Raw genomic sequence first — 3,482 nt, forward strand, 5'->3', positions numbered from 1 at the left:
GGGGCCGGCGTCGAGCGCCGGCACGGCCCGCCAGAGGCGGTGCTCGTCCGGCCAGCGTTCCGCGATCGCACTGAGCTCGAGGCCCTCCCACTCTCCCCCGGCCAGCTCCATCAGCTCCGGGTCGACGGCCACGGACGCCGCGCCCACCCGGGCCTGGAGGACGATCTCGGCCGTGCGGCGCGCCCGGGCCAGCGGGGAGCACACGGCCACGAGCTCCTCCGCGTCCTCGAGCAGATCGCCCACGGGCCCGCCGGCGGCGCGGCGCGCCTGACGCTCCCCCTCGGCGTTCAGCTCGATGTCCGTGTGCCCCTGGTACCGGTCCAGGGCGTTCCAGTCGGTCTCGCCGTGTCGCAGCAGGATCAGGCGCATCTCGCGGCCGCGCTCAGGAGGCGTGCGAGGCGGAGGCGTCGTCGTCCTGGGCGGCCGCGTCCGGGCGGGTGCTCTCCTCCGGCAGGCCGAGGTCGATCGCCGGGGTGTCCTTCCACAGGCGGTCCAGCGCGTAGAACTCGCGGTCCTCGCGATGCTGGACGTGCACCACGAAGTGCCCGTAGTCGAGCAGCACCCAGTGGCCGTCGGACCGGCCCTCGCGACGCAGCGGCTTGAGCTGCTCGTCCTTCAGCAGCGCCTCCTCGACGCCGTCGACGATCGCGTTGACCTGACGCTCCGAGGCGCCGGAGGCGATCAGGAAGGCGTCGGTCAGGCCGAGCCGCTCGGCGACGTCGAACGCGACGATGTGCGTGCCGAGCTTGTCTGCGGCGGCGGCCGCGGCGGTGGTGAGGGCGTCCAGGGTGGTCTGGGGAACGGTCACGAGGTCTCCTCTTCCGAGACGTAGAGGTGGTGCTTGGCGATGTACTGGACGACGCCGTCCGGGACGAGATACCAGACGGGCCGGCCCCGGCGGACGCGCTCCCGGCAGTCCGTGGAGGAGATCGCCATGGCGGGGATCTCCATCAGGGACACGTCGGCGCCCAGGCCCATGTCCGAGAGGTCGTGGCCGGGACGGGTGACACCGACGAAGTGCGCCAGGCCCCACAGCTCGTCCACGTCCTTCCACGTGAGGATCTGGCCCATGGCGTCCGCGCCGGTGATGAAGAACAGCTCGGCGTCCGGGTGCAGGCGGCGCAGGTCCCGCAGCGTGTCCACGGTGTAGGTCACGCCGGGGCGGTCGATGTCCACGCGGGAGACGGTGAACCGGGGGTTGGAGGCGGTGGCCACCACGGTCATGAGGTAGCGGTCCTCGGCCGGGGAAACCTGCCGGTCCGACTTCTGCCACGGCTGGCCCGTGGGGACGAAGACGACCTCGTCCAGCTCGAACTCGGCGGCCACCTCGGAGGCGGCCACGAGGTGCCCGTGGTGGATCGGGTCGAAGGTGCCGCCCATGATGCCGAGGCGAGGACGGCGAGCGCGCCCGGCGGTGGGCGCGGTGACGGGGGTGCGGGAGGCGACGGTCATGCGCTCAGGAGACGAACGGACGGCCCGCCGCGCCGCCCCCGGCGGAGGCGGCGACGCGGCGGGCCGGTGAGACGTCAGTGACCGGAGGTGTGCGAGCTGCGGCCGGTGCCGTGGTGCTGGACCGCGGTGGTGGGCTCGGGCAGGCGCAGCGCACGGGAGCGCATGGACATGGTGGCGGCCAGGGCGGCCATCAGCAGCGCGAAGACGAGCAGGCCGTACCAGATGGGGTCCATCGGCAGCTCGTTGACGACGTGGTGGCCCTCGGCGGCGGCCAGGATCAGGGAGGTGTTCAGCATGGATGCTCCTCGGTGCAGCGGGTCAGACGGCCGGGCCGGGGCCGGGCCGAAGGGGTCCTGGTGTCCATCGTAGCCCGGCTCAGCGGCGGATCTGCCCGTCGCCGCGCAGGATCCACTTGGTGGTCGTGAGCTCCTCCAGGCCCATGGGCCCGCGGGCGTGCATCTTCTGGGTGGAGATGCCCACTTCGGCGCCGAGGCCGAGCTCGCCGCCGTCGGTGAAGCGCGTGGACGCGTTCACGATGACGGCCGCGGCATCCACCTCGGTGATGAACCGCTCGGCCGCGGCCAGGTCGTTCGTGACGATGGCCTCCGTGTGGCCCGTGGACCACCGGCCGATGTGCTCGATCGCCTGGTCGAGGGAGTCCACGACCCGCACGGCCATCTCCATGTCCAGGTACTCGGTGCCCCAGTCCTCCTCCGTGGCGTCCACGGCGTCCCGGGCGTGGTCGCCGCGGTCGGCCAGCGTGGGCAGCCAGGCCCGCGCGGCCTCGTCCACGTGCAGCAGCACGCCGGCACGGGTGAGGGCGCGCAGCACTTCTCGGCCCGTCTCCTCCGCGTCCCGGTGGAGCAGCAGGGTCTCGGCCGCATTGCACACGGAGGTGCGGTGGGTCTTGGCGTTGAGCGCGATGTCCACCGCCATCTGCTTGGGTGCGGAGGCGTCCACGTACAGATGCACGTTGCCCTCACCCGTCTCGATCACGGGCACCCGGGCCTCGCGGACCACGCGCTGGATCAGCTCACGGCCGCCGCGCGGGACGAGGACGTCCACCGCGCCACGGGCGGCCATCAGCGCGGCGACGCCGGGACGTCCGAGATCGTCGATGCCCTGGATGATGTTGGGGTCGAAGCCCTGGTCCACGAGCGCCTCGCGCAGCACCTGGATCAGGACCGCGTTGGTGGACTCCGCGGCCGAGCCGCCGCGCAGGATCACGCCGTTGCCCGACTTCAGGGCGATGCCGGCGATGTCCACCGTGACGTTCGGACGGGCCTCGTACACGGCGCCCACGACGCCCAGGGGCACCCGCACCTGGCTCATCCGCACGCCGTTGGGCAGCGGACCGCCGCGGACCACGGTGCCCACGGGGTCCGGCAGTCCGGCCAGGGTCTCCAGGGCGAGGGCCAGCGCCTCGACGCGCGCCTCGTCCAGCTTGAGGCGGTCCAACATGGCCGCCGAGGTGCCGGTCTCGCGGCCGCGGCCGCGGTCCTCGCGGTTGGCCGTGAGGATCGCGGCGGTGTTGGCGCGCAGCGCCTCGGCCATGTGGCGCAGGACGGCGTCCTTGCGGGCGCGGCCGGCGATGGCCAGCTCGGGCACGGCCTGACGCGCCCACTCGGCCCGCTGGCGGACGGCCTCCTCGACCTCGGGCGTCGGCGCCTCGGCGTCCTGGCGGCCGGACTGATCCTGGGGTGCGGTGCTCTCGGTGGTCTGCATGCCGCCAGCCTATCGAGCGCCCCGGACGAGGCACGAGGCCCGGTCCGTCGACTCGGCCGGAGCCCGTGCCGGTCAGCGCTGCGGCGGAGCCAGACGCACCCAGTCGTCGGCGTGCACGACGACGCCGTCGTAGCCCGCGCCGAGGTCCTCGCGGAGGTCGGCGGTCGTCCGCCCGAGCATGGCGGGCAGCTGCGACGAGGAGTACTGCACGAGGCCGCGCGCCCGCACCCGGCCGTGCGTGTCCACGATCTCGACGACGTCGCCCGGCGTGAAGTCGCCCGTGCAGCCGGTGATGCCCGCGGCCA

At 73.5% G+C, this 3,482-nt stretch carries 6 protein-coding genes; all 6 read right to left on the reverse strand.

All coding sequences use genetic code 11. The features are described 5' to 3' along the window. On the reverse strand, positions 1-369 hold a 369-nt coding region (locus tag HMPREF3105_RS08520; protein ID WP_141762474.1), incomplete at its 3' end, for a histidine phosphatase family protein. Between the two features lie 13 nt (positions 370-382). Next, on the reverse strand, positions 383-808 hold the full coding sequence (gene rsfS, locus HMPREF3105_RS08525; protein WP_070709241.1) for a ribosome silencing factor: 426 nt from the start codon (positions 806-808) through the stop codon (positions 383-385). Further along, complete coding sequence (gene nadD / locus HMPREF3105_RS08530; protein WP_070709243.1) at positions 805-1,452, reverse strand: nicotinate-nucleotide adenylyltransferase; 648 nt, start codon at positions 1,450-1,452, stop codon at positions 805-807. Before nadD ends, rsfS begins: the two co-directional genes overlap by 4 nt. A gap of 74 nt (positions 1,453-1,526) precedes the next feature. Then, complete coding sequence (locus HMPREF3105_RS08535; RefSeq protein ID WP_070709245.1) at positions 1,527-1,748, reverse strand: hypothetical protein; 222 nt, start codon at positions 1,746-1,748, stop codon at positions 1,527-1,529. A 79-nt stretch (positions 1,749-1,827) separates the two neighbouring features. Then, on the reverse strand, positions 1,828-3,177 hold the full coding sequence (locus HMPREF3105_RS08540; protein ID WP_070709247.1) for a glutamate-5-semialdehyde dehydrogenase: 1,350 nt from the start codon (positions 3,175-3,177) through the stop codon (positions 1,828-1,830). 72 nt (positions 3,178-3,249) lie between these two features. Continuing rightward, positions 3,250-3,482: PUA domain-containing protein (locus HMPREF3105_RS08545; RefSeq protein WP_371441108.1), on the reverse strand; the 233-nt coding region annotated here is incomplete at its 5' end.

The sequence above is a fragment of the Micrococcus sp. HMSC31B01 genome (assembly GCF_001816085.1).
Lineage (GTDB): Bacteria > Actinomycetota > Actinomycetes > Actinomycetales > Micrococcaceae > Micrococcus > Micrococcus luteus.

What these genes read in the sequence shown, in the direction of transcription:
- nadD (WP_070709243.1), bottom strand. Translation starts at nt 1,452, where the DNA reads ATGACCGTCGCCTCCCGCACCCCCGTCACCGCGCCCACCGCCGGGCGC.
- HMPREF3105_RS08535 (WP_070709245.1), bottom strand. Translation starts at nt 1,748, where the DNA reads ATGCTGAACACCTCCCTGATCCTGGCCGCCGCCGAGGGCCACCACGTC.
- HMPREF3105_RS08540 (WP_070709247.1), bottom strand. Translation starts at nt 3,177, where the DNA reads ATGCAGACCACCGAGAGCACCGCACCCCAGGATCAGTCCGGCCGCCAG.